This is a genomic window from Enterobacter sp. C4G1 (genome assembly GCF_052886895.1).
Genome location: NZ_JBQVVV010000002.1, coordinates 1,243,806 through 1,261,142, shown reverse-complemented (window position 1 = coordinate 1,261,142; position 17,337 = coordinate 1,243,806). Strand labels below are relative to the sequence as shown.

Annotated in this window: 21 protein-coding genes and 1 pseudogene; 8 read left to right on the top strand and 14 right to left on the bottom strand. The window is 52.1% G+C overall.

The window, feature by feature from the left end; genetic code table 11:
* Positions 1–15: 15 nt before the first annotated feature.
* Positions 16–1,158 carry a porin OmpC gene (ompC, locus tag ACT9TW_RS20035; RefSeq protein ID WP_182061594.1) on the bottom strand — a complete coding sequence of 381 codons (1,143 nt, stop codon included), beginning with the start codon at positions 1,156–1,158 and terminating at the stop codon, positions 16–18.
* Positions 1,159–1,783: 625 nt separating this feature from the next.
* Between ompC and drpB the strand changes: the two genes are divergently transcribed.
* From drpB to ACT9TW_RS20015, 4 genes are all read left to right on the top strand, one after another.
* A complete protein-coding gene (gene drpB / locus ACT9TW_RS20030; protein ID WP_446493487.1) occupies positions 1,784–2,053 on the top strand; it encodes a cell division protein DrpB in 270 nt (89 codons plus the stop codon).
* A gap of 51 nt (positions 2,054–2,104) precedes the next feature.
* The gene (locus ACT9TW_RS20025) at positions 2,105–2,806 is read left to right on the top strand and encodes a phosphohydrolase (RefSeq protein WP_446493486.1); all 702 of its coding nucleotides are present in this window, start codon (positions 2,105–2,107) and stop codon (positions 2,804–2,806) included.
* 61 nt (positions 2,807–2,867) lie between these two features.
* Positions 2,868–4,283, top strand: coding sequence for a DNA cytosine methyltransferase (locus tag ACT9TW_RS20020; RefSeq protein ID WP_446493858.1), 1,416 nt, complete (start codon positions 2,868–2,870; stop codon positions 4,281–4,283).
* Complete coding sequence (locus ACT9TW_RS20015; protein ID WP_446493485.1) at positions 4,264–4,767, top strand: very short patch repair endonuclease; 504 nt, start codon at positions 4,264–4,266, stop codon at positions 4,765–4,767. The genes ACT9TW_RS20020 and ACT9TW_RS20015 overlap by 20 nt, the downstream gene beginning before the upstream one ends.
* On the opposite strand, the gene yedA is transcribed toward ACT9TW_RS20015, so the two are convergent.
* On the bottom strand, positions 4,727–5,641 hold the full coding sequence (gene yedA / locus ACT9TW_RS20010; RefSeq protein WP_446493484.1) for a drug/metabolite exporter YedA: 915 nt from the start codon (positions 5,639–5,641) through the stop codon (positions 4,727–4,729). The two genes, ACT9TW_RS20015 and yedA, sit on opposite strands and share 41 nt — an antisense overlap.
* 178 nt (positions 5,642–5,819) lie before the next feature.
* On the opposite strand from yedA, the gene ACT9TW_RS20005 reads away from it, so the two are divergent.
* The 3 genes from ACT9TW_RS20005 to dgcQ all read left to right on the top strand — a co-directional run bounded on the left by ACT9TW_RS20005 (position 5,820) and on the right by dgcQ (position 8,807).
* Positions 5,820–6,731, top strand: coding sequence for a DUF808 domain-containing protein (locus ACT9TW_RS20005; protein ID WP_446493483.1), 912 nt, complete (start codon positions 5,820–5,822; stop codon positions 6,729–6,731).
* A 78-nt stretch (positions 6,732–6,809) separates the two neighbouring features.
* The gene (locus ACT9TW_RS20000; RefSeq protein ID WP_014070867.1) at positions 6,810–6,992 is read left to right on the top strand and encodes a YodC family protein; all 183 of its coding nucleotides are present in this window, start codon (positions 6,810–6,812) and stop codon (positions 6,990–6,992) included.
* Positions 6,993–7,106: 114 nt separating this feature from the next.
* The gene (dgcQ, locus tag ACT9TW_RS19995) at positions 7,107–8,807 is read left to right on the top strand and encodes a cellulose biosynthesis regulator diguanylate cyclase DgcQ (RefSeq protein WP_446493482.1); all 1,701 of its coding nucleotides are present in this window, start codon (positions 7,107–7,109) and stop codon (positions 8,805–8,807) included.
* Here dgcQ and ACT9TW_RS19990 read toward each other — a convergent pair.
* Together ACT9TW_RS19990 and yodD are read right to left on the bottom strand one after the other, a co-directional pair.
* Positions 8,792–9,601, bottom strand: a complete 810-nt coding sequence (locus tag ACT9TW_RS19990) for a mannosyl-3-phosphoglycerate phosphatase-related protein (protein ID WP_446493481.1) — start codon at positions 9,599–9,601, stop codon at positions 8,792–8,794. The two genes, dgcQ and ACT9TW_RS19990, sit on opposite strands and share 16 nt — an antisense overlap.
* A gap of 300 nt (positions 9,602–9,901) precedes the next feature.
* Entirely contained in the window at positions 9,902–10,114 is a 213-nt protein-coding gene (yodD, locus tag ACT9TW_RS19985) for a YodD family peroxide/acid resistance protein (RefSeq protein WP_014070864.1), read from the bottom strand.
* A gap of 127 nt (positions 10,115–10,241) precedes the next feature.
* Between yodD and dsrB the strand changes: the two genes are divergently transcribed.
* Positions 10,242–10,430, top strand: a complete 189-nt coding sequence (dsrB, locus tag ACT9TW_RS19980) for a protein DsrB (protein WP_182061586.1) — start codon at positions 10,242–10,244, stop codon at positions 10,428–10,430.
* Positions 10,431–10,536: 106 nt separating this feature from the next.
* On the opposite strand, the gene rcsA is transcribed toward dsrB, so the two are convergent.
* The 10 genes and pseudogenes from rcsA to fliJ all read right to left on the bottom strand — a co-directional run bounded on the left by rcsA (position 10,537) and on the right by fliJ (position 17,317).
* Positions 10,537–11,160 (bottom strand): transcriptional regulator RcsA, encoded by a 624-nt coding sequence (gene rcsA, locus ACT9TW_RS19975; protein WP_182061585.1) that lies wholly within the window; start codon positions 11,158–11,160, stop codon positions 10,537–10,539.
* A 288-nt stretch (positions 11,161–11,448) separates the two neighbouring features.
* Positions 11,449–12,241, bottom strand: a pseudogene (gene fliR, locus ACT9TW_RS19970) (flagellar biosynthetic protein FliR); the annotation flags it as partial.
* A 7-nt stretch (positions 12,242–12,248) separates the two neighbouring features.
* The gene (gene fliQ / locus ACT9TW_RS19965; protein ID WP_182061583.1) at positions 12,249–12,518 is read right to left on the bottom strand and encodes a flagellar biosynthesis protein FliQ; all 270 of its coding nucleotides are present in this window, start codon (positions 12,516–12,518) and stop codon (positions 12,249–12,251) included.
* 10 nt (positions 12,519–12,528) lie between these two features.
* Positions 12,529–13,266, bottom strand: coding sequence for a flagellar type III secretion system pore protein FliP (gene fliP, locus ACT9TW_RS19960; RefSeq protein ID WP_446493480.1), 738 nt, complete (start codon positions 13,264–13,266; stop codon positions 12,529–12,531).
* Complete coding sequence (gene fliO, locus ACT9TW_RS19955) at positions 13,266–13,640, bottom strand: flagellar biosynthetic protein FliO (RefSeq protein ID WP_446493479.1); 375 nt, start codon at positions 13,638–13,640, stop codon at positions 13,266–13,268. The genes fliP and fliO overlap by 1 nt, the downstream gene beginning before the upstream one ends.
* Before the next feature lie 2 nt (positions 13,641–13,642).
* Entirely contained in the window at positions 13,643–14,056 is a 414-nt protein-coding gene (gene fliN, locus ACT9TW_RS19950) for a flagellar motor switch protein FliN (RefSeq protein WP_028019594.1), read from the bottom strand.
* Complete coding sequence (gene fliM / locus ACT9TW_RS19945; RefSeq protein WP_014070856.1) at positions 14,053–15,057, bottom strand: flagellar motor switch protein FliM; 1,005 nt, start codon at positions 15,055–15,057, stop codon at positions 14,053–14,055. The genes fliN and fliM overlap by 4 nt, the downstream gene beginning before the upstream one ends.
* A 4-nt stretch (positions 15,058–15,061) precedes the next feature.
* Entirely contained in the window at positions 15,062–15,532 is a 471-nt protein-coding gene (gene fliL / locus ACT9TW_RS19940; protein ID WP_014070855.1) for a flagellar basal body-associated protein FliL, read from the bottom strand.
* A 106-nt stretch (positions 15,533–15,638) separates the two neighbouring features.
* Positions 15,639–16,877, bottom strand: a complete 1,239-nt coding sequence (gene fliK, locus ACT9TW_RS19935; protein WP_446493478.1) for a flagellar hook length control protein FliK — start codon at positions 16,875–16,877, stop codon at positions 15,639–15,641.
* Entirely contained in the window at positions 16,874–17,317 is a 444-nt protein-coding gene (fliJ, locus tag ACT9TW_RS19930) for a flagellar export protein FliJ (RefSeq protein WP_446493477.1), read from the bottom strand. Before fliJ ends, fliK begins: the two co-directional genes overlap by 4 nt.
* Between the last annotated feature and the right edge of the window lie 20 nt (positions 17,318–17,337).

Below are 17,337 nucleotides of genomic sequence, written 5' to 3'. Positions count from 1 at the left end.
GGTGTTTTTGGGGGATTAGAACTGGTAGGTCATGCCAATACCAACGATGTCATCGGTAGAAATATCGTATGCATCATACAAAGCTTCATCCTGATCCAGCATGTTGATTTTATAATCAACATAGGTGGAGAAGTTTTTGTTGAAGCTATAGGTCATGCCCAGGTCGATATAGTTAACCAAGTCCTTATTGAATCCCTTACCGTCCAGATCTTTACCTTTTGAGTAAACCCATGCCAAAGAAGGACGCAGTCCGAAGTCGAACTGGTATTGTGCGACTGCTTCAAAGTTCTGAGTCTGGTTGGCGATACCAAAGTTACCGATTGGCGTCATGTTGCTGGTTTCAGCATACATCATTGCCAGATAGATGCTGTTAGCATCGTATTTCGCACCAACGGTCCAGGCTTCTGCCTTTTCACCGCCAGCATAACCGACGCTTTCTGAGCTTTTGCCATATGCAACTTGCTCATTAGTACGGTCAGAAGAGGAGTATGCTGCACCGAGGCTCAGGCCAGACAGATCACCAGAGAAGTCATAAGACGTGGAGATACCGAAGCCGTCACCGTTCTGGAAACGTACATCGTCATGACCGTTTTTGGTGCCTTCCTGATCTTCTGTTTGATCCTGACCTTCGTTAGCGCCTTGATACTGTAACGCGAAGTTCAGGCCATCAACCAGGCCGAAGAAATCAGAGTTACGGTAAGTTGCCAGACCGTTAGCACGGCCATTCATAAAGTTGTCAGTCCAGGTGTAAGAATCGCCACCGAATACTGGAAGCATATCCGTCCAGGCTTCAACGTCATAGACAACGCCGTAATTACGACCGTAATCAAATGAACCGTATTCACCATACTTCAGGCCAGCATATGCCAGTCGGTTGAATGATTTATCACCGGCGCCCTCAGTGTCATTTGCGTAGGTCTTATATTCCCACTGACCGTAACCAACCAGATCGTTAGTGATCTGGGTTTCGCCTTTGAAACCAATCTGCACGTAGGTTTCATCACCATCGTCGCCAGGGTTATCAGAGAAGGTATGACGTGCATCGACTTTACCGTACAAATCAACTTTATTACCGTTTTTGTTGTAAATTTCAGCCGCATTTGCTGCGCCTGCGATTAACATTGCGGGTACAAGAATTGCCAGAACTTTTCTTTTCATTATATATTCCCTATAAATATAGATTCTATGAATATACGTAATCACCCTCCGTAATTACAGCGTCGATACTATTCTATGTGATGTGAAATTCGTTCAAAAATAAATGTAATTAAATGATTGTTTTTATTTCAATATATTTCTATTTATCTCTTTATTTTTCAAATCTATGAGTGCTGGAAAAGTATTTTCATGAGTTATGCTTATATTTTCATGGTGTTATGTGTTGACTGTGAGTTGCGGTTATTGATTTTATAAATGAGTCAGAACGAATTTTGGTCTTTGGTATTTGTATTTTGTATGTATTTATTCGAGGTTTTAAAACACGTCCATTAAATATCTCATTGAAATAAATGGCTATAAAAAATAGGTGATGGAAGAAAAACGTTTTCTGCTGTAATTGTATTTTACGCAAACGATTTAAATGAAGGGGAATCGGAATTAGTGCCTTCACCATGCAAAGTGGCAAGCGCGGTGTGGGAAATTTGTCTGAGATCAACTTAACGCAAACTGAGGTGCAGAAAGTGCCACCAGGGCCAGCATTCAGCGAAAAAATGTGATAAAAATCACAAAAACGAATGTGCGATGTGAAACCGGTAACGTAGAGACCGTGAAACTGGGGTTGAGAATGGAACAAAAAATCGATCGTAGCCTGGGAGGCAAACTGGCCCTGTGGGTGTTCTATGCATTTTGTGGATATTTCATGTGGGCCATGATCCGCTATGTGTGGGTTGTCAGTAAAATTCCTGCCGTGTCGTGTGCCGTTGTGGAGGGTGATTTAGGGTCAACCAACGGTAAATGGCTTGGCGCATTTCTGGGGTTTTTAGTTCTGGGCGCTGTTGGCCTGATTCTGGGTGGGATTGCCTGGTACACGCGTCCCCGTGCCGACAGGCCGTGATAGCCGTACGGAAAGTTGCTATTGTAGCCGTTTTGGCGACAGGACAAGATTATGGAACTTGCACAGTGGCAACGCCGCTTCGAAAGCTGGCTGGAGCAACATCATTCTACCGATGATACCGCACATGATATCTCGCACTTTCGCCGGGTCTGGCTGACGGCGCAAAAGATGATGGCGAACGAGGCCGTCGATCCGCTGGTGGTGCTCACCTCATGCTATTTCCATGACATTGTCAGCCTGCCAAAAAATCACCCTGAACGCAGCCAGTCTTCAGCGCTTGCGGCACGCAAGGCGCGCCAGATCCTGGCGGACGATTTCCCTGATTTTCCGCCAGAACGCTACAGCGCCGTCGAACATGCGATAGAAGCGCACAGCTTTAGCGCCGGGATCGCGCCTCGCACTCAGGAGGCGAAAATTGTCCAGGATGCTGACAGGCTTGAAGCACTTGGCGCCATTGGTCTGGCGCGTGTTTTTGCCGTATCGGGGGCATTAGGCGTGCCATTGTTTGATGCTAATGATCCCTTTGCCGATTCACGTACGTTGAATGACAAAGCCTTTGCACTGGATCATTTCCAGACCAAATTGCTGCGTCTGCCCGAAACCATGCAAACGGAAATCGGGCGCGACATGGCACGTCACAATGCCGATTACCTGATTCAGTTTATGGCGAAACTGAGCGCCGAATTACAGGGCGACTGCCTGGGTGTCGACAGCCAGGTGCAGAGCCGCTTCCGTCGCAGTTTGCAGGCCTGAACTGTGGTAATCTGTTTCCAGTCTTTATTGTCCGGTTAAAAGAATGCAGGAAAATCGATCAGTGACTGAACCCGCGCCAGCGCAGGCGGCGAAATCTACGGTAGCTGTGCAGGCATTACTGCGTCAGTTGCTGGATATCTATGATGCAAAAAGCCTGGCCAACCAGCTGGAGGCTTACGGTGAAAGCCACTGGAGCCCGGCAATACTGAAAAGACTGCTGACCAGCGAGCGGGCGGGGCATCGTCTGAGCGACGGCGAATATCGCTATTTGCAAAATTTGCTTCCGCGCCCTCCGGCTGCACACCCGAACTATGCTTTCCGTTTTATCGATCTCTTTGCCGGTATCGGCGGTATCCGGCACGGTTTTGAAGCCATTGGCGGCCAGTGCGTGTTTACCAGCGAATGGAACAAACATGCCGTGCGCACCTATAAAGCGAACTGGTATTGCGATCCTGCCAGCCACCAGTTTAATGCCGATATCCGCGAAGCGACCCTGAGCCATAAAGACGGTGTAACCGATAATGACGCTGCTGAGCATATACGCCAGACCATCCCGGAACATGATGTGCTGCTGGCGGGCTTCCCGTGCCAGCCGTTTTCGTTAGCCGGGGTGTCGAAGAAAAATGCGTTAGGACGCGCCCACGGCTTTGCCTGCGACACCCAGGGGACGCTGTTTTTTGATGTGGCCCGTATTATTGATGCCCGCCGTCCGGCCATTTTTGTGCTGGAAAACGTGAAGAATTTAAAGAGCCACGATGGCGGGAAAACCTTCCGTATCATCATGCAAACGCTCGATGACCTTGGTTACGATGTGGCGGATTCACAGGATATGGGAGCCGACGATCCGAAAATTATCGATGGCAAACATTTCCTGCCGCAACATCGTGAGCGCATTGTGCTGGTGGGATTCCGTCGCGACCTTAATCTGAAGGGGGATTTCACCCTGCGGGATATCCCGTCTTTGTATCCGGCGCGTCGTCTAACCGTTGCTGAACTGCTGGAACCTGCTGTGGACGCGAAGTTCATCCTGACGCCAGTGCTGTGGAAGTACCTCTATCGCTATGCCAAAAAGCACCAGGCCAAAGGTAATGGCTTCGGTTTCGGTATGGTTAACCCGAAAGAGCCGGGCAGTGTGACCCGTACTTTATCGGCCCGCTATTACAAAGATGGCGCAGAGATCCTCATCGACCGTGGATGGGATAAAGCGCTGGGTGAGAAGGATTTTGACGACCCGCAGAACCAGCTTCACCGGCCGCGCCGTTTAACTCCGCGCGAGTGTGCCCGGCTGATGGGTTTTGAAACACCGCAAGGGTATAACTTCCGTATTCCGGTGTCCGACACCCAGGCGTATCGTCAGTTTGGTAACTCGGTGGTGGTTCCGGCGTTTGCTGCGGTAGCAAAATTGCTGGCATCACGCATCAGACAGGCCGTTGCGCTTCGCGAGAGTGAGACCGTCAATGACGGATGTGCACAATAAGGCCACCCGCAGCAAAAATATGCGTGCTATCGGCACGCGTGATACCGCAATTGAAAAACGGCTGGCAGTGTTGCTGGCTCAGGCAGGGTTTGATTTTCGGGTTCAGGATGCCGCGCTTCCGGGGCGTCCTGATTTCGTTATCGATCTCTACCAGTGCATCATCTTCACCCACGGTTGTTTCTGGCATCACCACAACTGCTATCTGTTTAAAGTGCCTGCTACCCGCACCGATTTCTGGCTGGACAAAATTGGCAAAAATGTGGCGCGCGACACTCGCGATATCGGGATGCTTATTTCGCAAGAATGGCGGGTGCTGGTGGTGTGGGAATGCGCATTACGCGGCAAAATGAAGCTGGATGACGCAGGGCTTATCGAGCGTCTGGAAGAGTGGATCTGCGGCGGCGGTCAGGCCGCGCAGATAGACACTCAGGGCATTCACCCTTTTACAGTTTATCCGCCTCACAAGGCGTCACCACAGGTTTAGCGGGCAGCAAATACTTGCCTAATGTCACCAGCACAACCGCCATAATAATCACCCCTAACGCCAGCCATTCAACTGGCGACAGTGTCTCGCCAGCGAATCCTGTTCCCAGCAACACGGCCACTACCGGGTTGACGTAGGCATAGCTGGTTGCCACGGCTGGCGAAACATTACGGATCAGGAACATATATGCGTTGATGGCGATGATGGAGCCAAACAGAGCCAGATACCCTACGGCCAGGAAACCTGATAAATCCGGCATTGCTGTCAGTTTTTCACCTGAAATCATGGAGGCGATAAACAGCACAATACCTGCTGCGAGCATCTCAATCGCGCCAGCCATCATGCCGGACGGCAATTCGATGCGGGAGCCGTAAACGGAACCGAACGCCCAGCTCATAGAGCCAATCAGAATAAGAATTGCCCCCCACGGATTTCCGCTCAGATTGCCGCCGCTGTTAAGCAGAATAATCCCCGCAAGCCCGATACCAATTCCCATCCATTCCAGTTTACGGGTCCGGATACCGAAAAGACGACTAAAGCACAGCGTAAACAGCGGCACAGTGGCCACGACCACCGCAGCGATGCCGGATGGCACATTCTGGTGTTCTGCCACGGTTACAAAGCCATTACCCACGGCCAGCAACAGCACGCCAATCAGGGCCGCATTTAACATCGGGCGCAGAGGCGGGAGTTTATGCCCACGCAGCAATAAAAAGGCCGTCAGCAGCACGCCCGCCGAGAGAAAACGCGTACCCGCCATCATCAGGGGTGGCCAGCTTTCCACGCCGATACGAATGACAAAATAGGTGGAACCCCAGATGATATACAGTGAAAAAAGCGCTCCAAGGAGCGGTAACAGGTGCCGGAAACGCATAGTCCCTCACGACGAAATAAAAAGGTCGCTGATAGTAAACGTGAAAACTATCTCGCTGGCGAGCCCTTTAATTGTGTAGTTGATGTGAATTTTTTGTTGACTTGAGGTGCCTGTTCCAGGGTTTTGGCTTTTGCTCCATACTATTCACTTAATTACCAAAAAAAGAAGGATAGAGATTTTGGCAGGAAGTAGCTTGTTAACATTGCTGGACGATATTGCCACCTTGCTGGATGACATTTCGGTCATGGGAAAACTGGCGGCAAAAAAGACCGCCGGCGTCCTGGGGGATGATTTATCGCTGAATGCCCAGCAGGTGACCGGGGTGCGGGCAAACCGTGAATTGCCGGTTGTCTGGGGCGTGGCAAAGGGATCGTTTATTAACAAAGTGATCCTGGTGCCGCTGGCGCTGCTGATCAGTGCATTTATTCCGTGGGCCATCACGCCGCTGCTGATGGTGGGGGGCGCGTTTCTCTGCTTTGAGGGCGTGGAAAAAGTCCTGCATTCATTTGCGTCCCGAAAAGAAAATGAGACGCCACAGGCGCGCCAGCAACGTCTGGAGGCGCTTGCCGCTCAGGACCCGATGGCTTTCGAGCGCGATAAGATCAAAGGCGCCATTCGTACTGACTTTATTCTGTCGGCGGAAATCGTGGCGATTACGCTTGGGATTGTCTCTGAATCGCCGCTGCTTAATCAGGTGTTGATCCTCTCTGGTATCGCGATTCTGGTGACTGTGGGGGTGTATGGTCTGGTGGGGATTATCGTCAAACTGGACGATATGGGTTACTGGCTGGCCGAGAAGTCGAGCGTTATTGCGCAGACAGTTGGTAAAGGGTTACTGGTGCTGGCGCCGTGGCTGATGAAAGTCTTGTCGGTTGTGGGCACCCTGGCGATGTTCCTTGTGGGGGGCGGGATTGTGGTACACGGCATTGCGCCACTTCACCATGCGATTGAACATTTTGCCTCGGCTCAGGGGGCCATTGCGACGGCGGTTGTGCCAACCCTGTTAAACCTGGTACTGGGATTTATCATCGGTGGCGTAGTGGTCGCGGTGGTAAAACTGGTCGAAAAGATGCGTGGAACGTCGCACTAATTGTTACCTTCTCAGGGATGCAAAAAGGCCATTCGTCGTCTAAATTGAAACAGTTTCACCCTGATACAGGAGGCAGGTATGGTCTTTTTGGTCAGTGATGAAGTTAAGCCCAAGAATGGCGGTCCACGCATGATTGTCACCGGATATTCCAGCGGAATGGTGGAGTGTCGGTGGCATGATGGTTACGGCATCAAGCGGGAGGCTTTTCGTGAGGACGAGCTATTGCCTGGTGAAGGCCGGCAAAAGCGCGACAAGGCTTAATCACGTAACGCCCGGCCTCGCCGGGCGTTTTTACAGATAAGCAGGTTAATCGTACTGCATGTTTCTGCGCCAGGGTTGGGGCGGAGGCTGTAGGGTGGCAATCAGGGAGTGTGTGTGCAGCGCGATACCTATGTGGTGAAACGAACTTTTCTGCAATGGCTGCACAAACGCAGTAATCCCCGCTTGATTGTTAATCTCTGTTTTCTGGTGGTGTTAGTCTTTTCCACCCTCCTGACCTGGCGTGAAGTGGTGGTGCTTGAGGGGGCGTATGTCTCCAGCCAACACAACCACCTGGAAACGGTCGCCACGGCGCTGGACAGACAATTGCAGTTCAGCGTGGATAAACTGCTTTTTTTCCGCCACGGTATGCGTGATGCGCTCCAGCTCCCACTGGCTTTCGGCGTATTACATGAAGCCGTTCAGCGTTTCGAAGACCTGCGTAACATCCCTTCCTGGCAGCTCGCCGTTGATAAAGACCGCACGCTACCGATAAATGGCGTGTCGGATGCGTTTGTAGAGAAAACCACGCTCCTGAATCGCGATGACGATCTGTTGAATAACGAACTCTCTGCTGCGCTTGAAGTAGGGTATTTGCTGCGTCTTGGCTCCTCGTCGACGCGTCAGGAAGAGCGGGTTGTGTACGTTTCTCGTGCCGGGTTTTATCTCTCAACGGACACCGTCTCCCACACGGAAGATATCGTTCCTCGCTATTATCAACTGGTGACGCAGCCGTGGTTTGCTCAGCAATCTGAGCGTGCGAATCGCGCACGCGCGGTGCGTTGGTTTATCTCCCCATCGTCCTCCTGGACCGGTGGTGAGCAGGCAATTACCGCCAGCGTACCCATCTATTTCGACCATTACTGGTACGGCGTTGTGGCGATGGATTTTTCCTTCTCCGCCATGAAGCGTCTTCTGAAAGATGCGACGTCCGATCAAACGGAAGGGGAGTACCAGCTTTACGATACCCGGCTCAATCTGATTGCCACTTCAACGCCCACCGCGGGCAACATTAACCATTTTGACGAACGTGAACTGGCGCAGATAGCCTATGATATCGAAAGCGATACTGAGGGCGGGATCCGCCTGGGCAGTCGCTTTGTGAGCTGGGAACGGCTGGATCACTTTGATGGCGTTGTTTTGCGCGTTCATACGCTGCATGACGGTGTACGGGGTGATTTTGGCAGTATCAGCATTGTTCTTGCGTTGCTGTGGGCGCTCTTTACCGCCATGCTGCTGATCTCCTGGCTGGTGATCCGTCGGATGGTCAGTAACATGTATGCGCTTCAGCACACCTTGCAATGGCAGGCGTGGCATGACCCGTTGACTCGTCTGAATAATCGCGGTGCACTCTTCGAACGCGCAAAAATACTGGCGAAGAGCTGTTCTCAGCAGTCGCTGCCATTCTCGGTTATCCAGATCGATCTCGATCACTTCAAAAGCATTAATGACCGCTTCGGCCATCAGGCCGGGGACCGGGTGTTATCACATTCGGCGGGGCTGATTGCCAGTGCGCTTCGTACCAACGATGTCGCCGGGCGCGTGGGTGGAGAGGAGTTCTGTGTGGTACTGCCGGGTATTGCCCTCGAAGAGGCGGCAGAGATAGCAGAGCGCATCCGGTCACGTATCAACAGCAAAGAGATCCTGGTGAAAAAAAGCACCACTGTGCGCGTCAGCGCATCACTTGGCGTGAGCTGTGCGCAGGAAAAGGGCAACTACGACTTCGAGCAACTTCAGTCTATAGCGGATGCCCGGTTGTATCTGGCAAAACAAGGTGGGCGTAATCAGGTAGTGTGGGACGATCAGGATAAGAAGTGATCCAGCCCTTCGTGCCAGCCAGCAGGGCCGGGGAGTCTGGTGTGATACACCCGCGCGGGATTATCATCTTTAAGCTGTACACCCTGGCGGTTGATCCCTTTGACTATCACGGCGAAATCAACGCTGTCCAGAAGCGGGGCATCATTGGGACCATCACCCAGGCCCAGAGTGGTGGGTGTTATCCCTTCAAGCACGCGGTATTGTTCAATTAACCAGATTACCGCCCGATCTTTCCCTTCACGCGCATCCAGTATGTGCCAGAAGCGGGCACCCTGAACAAACTTCAGCCCCCGACGGGCGAGATCATCTTCAAAGCGTGCCATCTGTTCATCGCTGTCACGCCAGATAAGCGTAACGGAAGCTTCATGTCGGCGCGCCAGCGTTGCGCGGGCGCGGTTAAGGCCCGTCCAGTCGCTGATGACGCGCTCGTCAACGTCGTCAAAGGTGGTGAATTTGTAGCCCTCTTGCTGGCGGAGTTGTTCGATAAAGTGGCGAATGTTGCTGTGCGAAATGCCTTTTATCAGCCGGGGTGCCGCTGGGTGTGCTTCCCAGCGTACATCCAACTGTATCACCGCGCCGTTTTCAGCAATGAACGGTAATCCTTCAAGACCCAGATCCTGCTGGATAGCAATAACCTCCGCTGCCGTTTTACTGCTACAGAGAATGACCGGGATCTGATAGTCCTGGAGCCTGTCCAGCCAGGGCATCGCGGGTTGCCAGTCGTAGGTATGGATATCCAGCAGCGTACCGTCGAGGTCAGTAAAAACCAGCAGGGTGTCCTGTAGTGAAGGCATAACAACTCCTATATAGAATTAGCTATTTTTTAAGAATATTCCTAAAAAAGAGCCACGCGTCGAATGGTTTTGTTATGGAACCGATACCGTTAAACCCGCTGACGTCGCATGTTGGTACACATAACTCAAACGAACATTGTTACTAAGTAATATTTATATAGAGAATATTTGCTTGTCATACAAAATTGTTGGGGATAGTGTGGATGGCACATCAGATTTCCTGGTGTAACGAATTTTCAAGTGCTTCTTGCATAAGCAAGTTTCATCCCGGTCATCCCCATGACCGGGATTTTTTTCGCGTTAACGGTTTATTTCCGTCACGCTAAAGTCGTGAATATCAAGCTCAAAGGCTTCGGCGAGCTCGCGATAGGTATGGTAATCCCGCCCGTTTACCATGACTCGCGTAGGGTCGTCTTCCCTCCGGCGAACTTCACTCTCACTAATTTCATTAATGGCGGCGAGCAGGGCATCGACATTCACATCGATATCGCTCTTCTCATTTCCGGTCTTCATTACTTACACCTCCTTCAACCCGTCCACTCTTAAGTATAGACCGCACACAAAAACGCCATTCGCGCCAGGCGCCGATGTGAGTTTTTGAGATTTGTTCTACACTGGCTCAAAACCACAGGAGGAATGTATGAAGGTCAACGATCGGGTAACTGTCAAAACGGACGGTGGGCCGCGCCGCCCAGGCGTCGTGCTGGCAATAGAAGAGTTCAATGAAGGCATCATGTACCTGGTGTCGCTGGAAGACTACCCGCTCGGTATCTGGTTCTTTAACGAACTGGGGCACCCGGATGGGATTTTTGTGGAAACGGTGGAATAATCGCGGGTCGGGCAGCACTCTGCGTGCCCGGCATCTGGCTAAATACATGCAAAAATCTCTGGCCAGGCCAGAGATCAAAGGTAGAGTACGAAAGATAAAAAGCGGGTTAGCGCATGTTAACGAAAATCCCGTTCGTCACATTATCGGTCAGGCGGACGACGTGGTAGATCACTTGCTTATTATGCGTTTTAATTTTCCTTTTAATATTTCCTTTATGTGACGATACCGTTTTGGCTTTGATATTCATTTGGTCAGAAATCTGAATTGTCCCTTGTCCTGCCATCCACATTTTCAACATACTTGATTCAGTTCTGCTTAATGATAGGGTCGGTAAGTTAACCGCTCCTACATTCTTAACTTCTTTATTCAAGTAATCGCCCAGAATGTCATCCAGCGACTCTGGTTTAATCGACTTAGAACTGATCAATAAATTGTTACGGACTAACAAATATTCATCGAAATGGATATTTGCGATCGCCATAAAAACAATAAACAGAGTTTTAGGATGCTGATTAATGATTTGCTTTATTTGCTGACTGTTGGCTGGATCGTGAATGAAACAGTCCTCATTAATAAACACCACGCCTGGCTTGAGTTCGTCACAAGCGGCTGCAAGTTCGTCAACGGTGTGTGCATCGTTGATGTCCCTCTTTCTTACCCCTCTGCTTGCCAGGTACCCGGTTAACCCTAGCCGGGTGTAACTGCATAAATCCATAATGATCGTTGACATGGCATACCCTCACTCAATGCGTAACGATAATTCACCATCTGCCTGAGAGCTCATAAACAGCCATACGGGATGGAAAAACATAATAAACCTGTGAGCATGACAAAGACTTTCAGGCGGACTCACTATCCCGTAAAGTTACGTATAATTTGCCAGGAATCATCTTAAAGTAAAGTAAATATTAAGTATTGTGAGTTGCTTAGAAACAATTAAACCGCGTCAGATATATCCTGGAAGATGTTTTACGGGTTTTATTTTAGGAATATCCTCAGAAAGACAATGTAAACATTGCGGGTTATTATTTACGTGGCAGTTCACTGACAATATCTGCTAACAGGTTGAATATCTCGCTGAATAAATGTTCACAGAACGGAGCGATAAGTGGCATGAGTAATGACATTAATAAAAGGCCGACCATCAGCGTCACCGGGAAGCCAATGACAAATACCGATAACTGTGGTGCCATTCTGTTCAGTAAACCTAATGCAAGGTTAACGGTGAGCAGCAACGTAATGATCGGCAGCGCCAGCATCAGCCCGTTCAGGAAAATAAGCCCGGCGGCACGCGTCAGCGCCAGGAACGCATTACTGTTGACCGGCGACTCGCCAATCGGCAGCGTGTGGAAGGTATCCACCAGCATCGAGATCAACCACAGGTGTCCGTTGAACGACAGGAACAACAGCATTGCCAGCAGGTCGATGATACGGGCCAGTACCGGCATGTTCAGGTGACTACCCGGGTCAACAAAGGTCGCGAAGGATAAGCCCATTTGCAGACCGATCAGCTCGCCCGCGGTACGAATCGCCGCAAAGGCAAGCTGCATGGTAAAGCCAACGGCCACACCAATCATCACCTGCTGCATGGCAACCCACAGCGCATTTGCCGACACAATCGGGATATTCACTGGCGGCAGCGAAGGGGCCACAATGATGGTAATGATGATGCCCAGCCCAACTTTGACCCGTTTGGGGACAGACTTTTCGCTAAGAATGGGGGCAGTTGAGATAAGCGCCATGATGCGGAGCATTGGCCAGAAGTAGACTCCCAGCCACTGAACCCACTGATCGCTTGTGATGTGCAGCATCGTTATCTCAGCCGATAATGTACGGCAGATTGGTAAACAAGTTACGCATGTAGTCCAGGAGCAAGTTCAGCATCCACGGCCCGGCAATGATCATCGCCACGAAGACCGCGATAATTTTCGGAATGAACGACAGCGTCATTTCGTTAATCTGGGTAGCGGCCTGCAAAATACTGATGATAAGACCCGTCACCAGCGAAACAAGCAGCAGTGGAGCGGCAACGGCAATCGCGACTTTCATCGCCTCCGTGCCCATCATCATGACCGATTCTGGCGTCATTGCGCGTACCTTAACTGTAGAAACTCTGTGCCAGCGAGCTGACCAGCAATTGCCAGCCATCAACCAGCACAAAAAGCATGATCTTAAAGGGCAGGGCAATGGTTGCCGGCGGCACCATCATCATACCGAGCGCCATCAGCACGCTCGCGATCACCAGGTCGATAATCAGGAACGGAATAAAGATGGTAAAACCAATCTGGAAAGCGGTTTTTAGTTCGCTGGTAACATAAGCGGGCAACAGAATGCGCATCGGCACTGCTTCCGGCCCCTGCAAATCGCCGGTGTTCGCCAGGCGTGCAAATAAGGCCAGATCCGCTTCACGGGTCTGACGCAGCATAAATTCACGCAGTGGTTGCGCGCCTTTCTCAAGCGCATCCTGCATTGAAATCTTGTCTTCGCTGAAGGGCTGATAGGCGTCGGTATAAATCTTGTCGATAACCGGCGACATAATGAAAAAGGTTAAAAACAGGGCTAAGCCCAGCAGTACCTGGTTAGGTGGTGCGGATGGCGTACCCAGCGCATTTCGCAGCAGACCAAAGACGATAATGATGCGGGTAAAGCTGGTCATCATCAGCAGGATTGCCGGGATAAAAGTCAGCGAGGTAATGAACACCAACGTCTGAACGGGAAGCGACCAGCTTTGACCACCGCCAGCGAGCGGGGTGGAGACAAGACCAGGTAGTTGCGCGTAAACGGAAGGCGCAAACAGGGCGATGCCCGCAAGCGTAAGGGATAACAAACGGCGCATCAGGATCTCCCGGAACGCTTAAGCAAACTCTTCATGACGGACTGAAAATCCGCTGGGGTTTCTGCATTCGCTTCGGCCGTATCCGGCGCAGGCGGCAGTTTATGTAATACATTGATGTTTGTCGCGGTAACGCCCAGCACCAGCCGCGCGTCTTCAACATCGACAATGACCACGCGTTCGCGTGGCCCAAGCGTGGTGCTGGCGCTGACCTTAATGCCTCGCCCGGCGGCGGTTTTACCCGCCAGACCAAAGCGTTTAGCAATCCAGGCGACGATAAGAATAAAGGCAATAACACCAAACAGCGCGCCGCTCACCTGGAGCAAGGGCGAACCGGGTACGGCTGAAGGCTGCGATACTGTTGCCTCGGTTTTCATTCTTAACGGCTCAGACGACGCATACGTTCAGACGGGGTGATGATGTCAGTGATACGCACGCCGTATTTATCGGCCACCACCACAACTTCACCCTGGGCAATCAGATAGCCGTTGATCAGAATATCCAGCGGCTCACCGGCCAGACCATCCAGCGCCACAACGGAACCCTGCGTCAGGCGCAGCAGCTCTTTAATGGTCATGCGGGTGCGGCCCAGTTCAACGGTCAGCTTGACCGGGATATCCATAATCAGGTCGATATCCTGCAATGTGCCGCTGACATCACCGCCACCTAACTGCTGGAATACCGCATCCGCCGCACTTTTACTTGGGGTGGATTGTTGCTCGTTTAACGCGTCAGCCCACAGATCGTCCAGTGCTCCGCTGTTTTCATCGGACGGATTGTTCATGTCACTCATTTGGGCTGTTCCTCATTCAGCGAATTCAATATCGGGTTGATCAAGTGCTCAACGCGTAATGCATACTGGCCGTTTACCGTGCCGTACTGGCTTGTCAGCACAGGCACGCCATCGACATGGGCAATAATGCGGTCGGGTTTTTCTATCGGCAGAACGTCGCCGGGTTGTAATTTCAGGATCTGGGATAACCGCAGCGGGATATCGGCAAAACTCGCGATCAGCTCAAGCTGAGAGTGTTGAACCTGGCGCACCAGGTTTTCACGCCAGTTCTGATCTTCATTACGTGAGTTCTCAAGCGGCGGGTTCACCAGCAGCTCGCGCAGCGGTTCAATCATGCTGAACGGCAGGCAAATGTTAAATTCACCGGTCAGGTTGCCGATCTCGACATGGAACGGCGTGTTCACGACGATATCGTTCGGCGATGTGGTGATATTGGTAAATTTCACCTGCATCTCGGAACGGACGTACTCCACATCCAGCGGGTTAATCGCTTTCCACGCGTCGCTATAGGACTCCAGCGCCAGCTTCAGCATCCGGTTGATAACGCGCTGCTCGGTGTGGGTAAACTCACGCCCCTCAACTTTCGTCGGGAAACGACCATCGCCACCAAACAGGTTATCAACCGCAATGAATACCAGGCTTGGCGAGAACACAACCAACCCGGTGCCGCGCAGCGGTTTCAGATGAATAAGGTTAAGGTTGGTTGGCACCGGCAGGTTGCGGGCAAACTCATGATACGGCTGAATGCGGATCGCACCGACGGTGATATCCGGGCTACGACGCAGCAGGTTAAACAGCCCCATACGGAACTGACGCGCAAAACGTTCGTTGATGATCTCCAGCGCCTGAAGACGCTCGCGCACCACGCGACGCTGGGTATTCGGGTCATAGGGACGAATATTGTCATCGCCACTCAGACCCGGTTGCGGATCATCGCTCTTATCGCTGTCGCCGTTAAGCAACGCATCGATTTCTGCCTGAGAAAGAATACTGTCGCCCATGTCGTTACCGCAGAATGAAGGCTGTATACAGAACGTCAGTGACTTCCTGCTTGGGTTGACCATTTACCAGCGGTGTAGCCAGCGTTTGTTTAATGGCATCGACCAGCTTCTGCTTACCGTCATCGGTGGCAAGCGTGGAAGCATCCTGACGAGAGAACAGCAGAAGAAGACGGCTACGCACTTCAGGAAGGTAATCGTTCAGACGAGAACGGGTGGCTTCGTCTTTCAGGCGCAGCGTGATGCCAACATAAAGCACACGATCCGCATCACCCAGGTTAACGGTGAAGGTATCCAGTGGGAAGAATACCGGGGCCGGTGGTGGTGGTGGTTCGGCTTTGGCCGTAGCAGAGGAAGGTTCCTGCTGCATACGCCAGTAACTATAGCCCGCGGTAGCGCAGGCGGCGAGCGTGATCAACACCAGCAGCGGGATCCAGATGGAACGCTTACTTTTTTTGGTGATAGCGGAGTCAGTCATCTGATACGAGCTTCCTGTTTCGGTACAGCTTAATAAGGTGATTATCCCGTGTCCGCCTTATCTCAAAGCGTGGAAAAGACGGGGATAATCACGCTACCTCTGGCGTTTAGGCGAAGATGTCTACAGCACTGTTTCCACGCGCGGCGGATTGCAGTGTGGCAGGGGCTGGCAGTAACTCGTCGCTCTCTTCATTAAAGCCGCCTTGCTGGCCGGAACGCGAGGCCTGCTGTTGCTGCTGTGATGAAGACTGCTGCTGGCCTGAGAAGCTCTCGCTGCTGACGCTACTTTGTGAAAGCTGAATACCGTTCTCAGCAAGCGAAGTACGCAGAACCGGCAGCGCTGCTTCCAGTGCCGCACGTACGTGGCTGTGCGCTGACACCATCTGCAACTGCGCCTGGTTATCATCAATCTTAATCGAAATTTGTACCTGGCCCAGATCTTCCGGGTGCAGGCGCAGCTCAGCCGTTTGTTGCCCTTGTCGGGTGAACAGGGTGATGTGCTGGCTCAGCGTCTGCTGCCATTCGCTGGTGCCAAGCGGCTGGCTCAGTACCGGCGCGGTAGCGACCGTAGCGGCTGGCTGTGAGGTGGCCTGGCTGCTGACAATCGGCGCAAGCGTTGCCGTTGGGCTGGTTGAAGAGGACTGGCTTGCCAGGTCCTGCTTTTCAGCGGTAACGGCTACGGCGGGCGTCAGCGGGGCGTTAGCGGTTGAAGCATCAGCGGTTTGTGGCTGAGGTGCATACTGAAGCGGAGTTTGCGCTTTTTCATGTGCAGCCGGGGCCGTCGTCAGGGCCGGTTGTTGCCCGGTGCTGGCTTGCGCCAGTGAGGTGCCTGCCAGTACTTTCTCCGCCACGCCCTCAGTGCTGACGGCCTGGGTAGTCACTGGGGTTGCAGTCTGCTGGTGTGGCAGCATCGCCATCAGGGCGCTTAATCCGGCCAGCTCTTCTTCGCTCAGGTCGGTTTTGGTGTCATCTTTGGCGGCCGTTGACGTCAGGCTTTTCAGGGCATCGCTGTGGGTAGCAGGCATTAGCCCGGATACCAGACTTTGCAGCGCGGTGGTTTGCGCGGTTTCGTCTCCGGTGAGCGTGTCCTGGCGTGACAACAGATCGGCAATTTTTGCCTGAAGGGTGGTATCGCCGTCTTTATCCTGCGCGACTTTTGCCAGCTTGCTGCCGGCTGCTTTCAGGTCGGCAAGGGTCAGCGGCGCATCTTTACCCTGACCGGTCGCATCCGTCAGGGCGCCAGCCAACAGGGAGAGAAAATCTTGCGCACCGTCGGTGCCTTTCCCCGTCTGCGTGCCGCCTGACAGGTCACTGTCGGTCATCAGCAGTTGTTGCAGTGTGATCATTCAGGTTTCCTCATTGATGCGCGCTGTGCAAACTCATCCATTTTTTTCTGATCCAGGCGGTTCTCGGCGAGAGTTGTTGCAGCCACTTGCCGGTCCTGCAAGGTTTGCCATGCCTGGAGCCGCTGTTTTTTCTCGCGCCAAAAATTCAGCGCCGTATCGACTTTTTGGGTCCACTGGCTAAGCTGATGGCGATGCTGTTCAATCGCCTTTTCGAGCGTCTGGATAAACTGCTGATAGTTAATCCAGCGCTGGCTACCAATACCCTGCGTCATGTCGGTATTGAGGTTGGTGCGATATTCATGCTGATAGTCGATCAACATCTTCAACTGTTCTTCAGCCTGCTGGCACCCGCGCCGCATTGCGCCAAGCTGCAATGCGGCATCATCAACTTCTTTTTCAGCCAGATCTTTTAGCGTTGATAACGCGCTATTTTGCGCCATGACCTTCGCCCTCCACCTGT

Excerpts from the sequence above, each read along its gene's own strand:
- ompC (WP_182061594.1), bottom strand. The coding sequence starts at position 1,158 with ATGAAAAGAAAAGTTCTGGCAATTCTTGTACCCGCAATGTTAATCGCA.
- drpB (WP_446493487.1), top strand. The coding sequence starts at position 1,784 with ATGGAACAAAAAATCGATCGTAGCCTGGGAGGCAAACTGGCCCTGTGG.
- ACT9TW_RS20025 (WP_446493486.1), top strand. The coding sequence starts at position 2,105 with ATGGAACTTGCACAGTGGCAACGCCGCTTCGAAAGCTGGCTGGAGCAA.
- ACT9TW_RS20015 (WP_446493485.1), top strand. The coding sequence starts at position 4,264 with ATGACGGATGTGCACAATAAGGCCACCCGCAGCAAAAATATGCGTGCT.
- yedA (WP_446493484.1), bottom strand. The coding sequence starts at position 5,641 with ATGCGTTTCCGGCACCTGTTACCGCTCCTTGGAGCGCTTTTTTCACTG.
- ACT9TW_RS20000 (WP_014070867.1), top strand. The coding sequence starts at position 6,810 with ATGGTCTTTTTGGTCAGTGATGAAGTTAAGCCCAAGAATGGCGGTCCA.
- ACT9TW_RS19990 (WP_446493481.1), bottom strand. The coding sequence starts at position 9,601 with ATGCCTTCACTACAGGACACCCTGCTGGTTTTTACTGACCTCGACGGT.
- yodD (WP_014070864.1), bottom strand. The coding sequence starts at position 10,114 with ATGAAGACCGGAAATGAGAAGAGCGATATCGATGTGAATGTCGATGCC.
- dsrB (WP_182061586.1), top strand. The coding sequence starts at position 10,242 with ATGAAGGTCAACGATCGGGTAACTGTCAAAACGGACGGTGGGCCGCGC.
- rcsA (WP_182061585.1), bottom strand. The coding sequence starts at position 11,160 with ATGTCAACGATCATTATGGATTTATGCAGTTACACCCGGCTAGGGTTA.
- fliQ (WP_182061583.1), bottom strand. The coding sequence starts at position 12,518 with ATGACGCCAGAATCGGTCATGATGATGGGCACGGAGGCGATGAAAGTC.
- fliP (WP_446493480.1), bottom strand. The coding sequence starts at position 13,266 with ATGCGCCGTTTGTTATCCCTTACGCTTGCGGGCATCGCCCTGTTTGCG.
- fliO (WP_446493479.1), bottom strand. The coding sequence starts at position 13,640 with ATGAAAACCGAGGCAACAGTATCGCAGCCTTCAGCCGTACCCGGTTCG.
- fliN (WP_028019594.1), bottom strand. The coding sequence starts at position 14,056 with ATGAGTGACATGAACAATCCGTCCGATGAAAACAGCGGAGCACTGGAC.
- fliM (WP_014070856.1), bottom strand. The coding sequence starts at position 15,057 with ATGGGCGACAGTATTCTTTCTCAGGCAGAAATCGATGCGTTGCTTAAC.
- fliL (WP_014070855.1), bottom strand. The coding sequence starts at position 15,532 with ATGACTGACTCCGCTATCACCAAAAAAAGTAAGCGTTCCATCTGGATC.
- fliK (WP_446493478.1), bottom strand. The coding sequence starts at position 16,877 with ATGATCACACTGCAACAACTGCTGATGACCGACAGTGACCTGTCAGGC.
- fliJ (WP_446493477.1), bottom strand. The coding sequence starts at position 17,317 with ATGGCGCAAAATAGCGCGTTATCAACGCTAAAAGATCTGGCTGAAAAA.